General features: G+C 71.8%; 2 protein-coding genes. Both read left to right on the plus strand.

Annotated elements, in window-relative coordinates; genetic code table 11:
• A partial coding sequence (locus tag VIB55_RS14645) for a MarR family transcriptional regulator (RefSeq protein WP_331877398.1) occupies nucleotides 1-446 on the plus strand: 446 nt, incomplete at its 5' end.
• Between the two features lie 89 nt (nucleotides 447-535).
• Nucleotides 536-1,632 (plus strand): NAD(P)-binding protein (locus VIB55_RS14650; RefSeq protein ID WP_331877399.1); only part of this gene is annotated, 1,097 nt, incomplete at its 3' end.

Raw genomic sequence — 1,632 nt, forward strand, 5'->3', positions numbered from 1 at the left:
ATCTTCACCGCGCGCTGACCGAGTTGGTGCGCGTCTACCAGTTCCGGGACCGCGACCGCATCTGCTGCTACGACATCTCGGTGACGCAGTGCTACGCCCTGGAGGCGGTGGTGCTCGACGGGCCGCTGACGCTGAACGAGCTCGCGTCGCGCCTGTACCTGGACAAGAGCACCGCCAGCCGCGTGGTGGATGCCCTGGAAAAGAAGGGCTACGTGCAGCGGCAGGCGAGCCCGGAAGACCGGCGCGCGCTGCACCTGGTGGCCACGGAGGAAGGCCGCGAGCTGCACGGCCGCATCGAGTCCGACATCCTGGCCCAGGAGCGCTCGCTGCTTTCCGAGTTCGCGCCGGAGGTGCGGCAGTCGATGTCGCGCCTGATCCTGCAGCTGGCGCGGGCCGCCGGCACCCGCATCGACAACTCCGGCGGCAGCTGCTGCACCATCGGCTGATTTCGTGGGACCGGTCCTCGCTGGAGGGCCGTCGTTGCGCCCTGATAGTTGCAAGTAACAACCACATGTCACGCGAGGAGATTACGGCGATGAGCACGAACGAGAGCGGGACCCGGGCGGGGCTGCCGGTGGTGGTGATCGGCGCGGGACCGGTGGGGCTGGTGGCGGCGGCGCACCTCGTCGCGCGCGGCGAGAGGCCGCTGGTGCTGGAAGCGGGCGAGGCGGTGGGCGCCAGTATCCGCCAGTGGTCGCACGTGCGCCTGTTCTCCCCGTGGAAGTACCTGACGGAGCCCGTGTCGCGCGGCATGCTGGAAGCCGCGGGATGGCGGATGCCGGACCCCGAGGCGGTCCCCACCGGCGGCGAGTTGATCGAGCACCTGGTACAGCCGCTGGCCGCGCTTCCCGACATCGCCCCGCACCTTCGCCTCGGCCATCGCGTGGTATCCGTCTCGCGCGCCGGGTTCGACAAGACGACGACGGCGGGGCGCGACGATGCCCCGTTCGAGGTCGTCGTGCAGCGCGCGGATGGGCGGCGCGAGCGCATCCTGGCGCGTGCCGTCATCGACGCCTCCGGCACGTATACCACGCCCAACCCGCTGGGCGCCAGCGGCGTCCAGGCGGAGGGCGAGACGGAGGCGGCCGATCGCATCTACTACGGGATCCCCGATGTACTGGGCCGCCACCGCGCGCGCTACGCCGGCAGGCGAACGCTGGTGATGGGCAGCGGGCACTCGGCGTTCAACGCGCTGCTGGAGCTGGCCGCGCTGAAGGAGCCGTGGCCCGCGACGGAAATCGTGTGGGCCATCCGCCGGCGCGACCCCGGGCTGATGTTCGGCGGCGGCGCCAAGGACGCGCTGGCGGCCCGCGGCAGCCTGGGCGAGCGGATGAAGCGCCTGGTAGAGAGCGGCGCGGTGAGCCTGGTCACCGGCTTCCGCGCGGAGCGGCTGGTACAGATTTCGGGTGGCCTGCTGGTGGAGAGCGCGGAGGGCACCATCGGCCCGGTGGACGAGGTGGTGGTGGCGACGGGGTTCCGGCCGGACCTCGGCATGCTCCGCGAGCTGCGGCTGGGGCTGGACGAGGCGCTGGAAGCCCCGGTGCGGCTGGCGCCCCTGATCGACCCCAACGTGCACAGCTGCGGCACCGTCTACCCGCACGGCTACGAGGAGCTGCGCCACCCGGAGCGCGA

This window comes from Longimicrobium sp. (assembly GCF_036554565.1).
GTDB lineage: Bacteria > Gemmatimonadota > Gemmatimonadetes > Longimicrobiales > Longimicrobiaceae > Longimicrobium.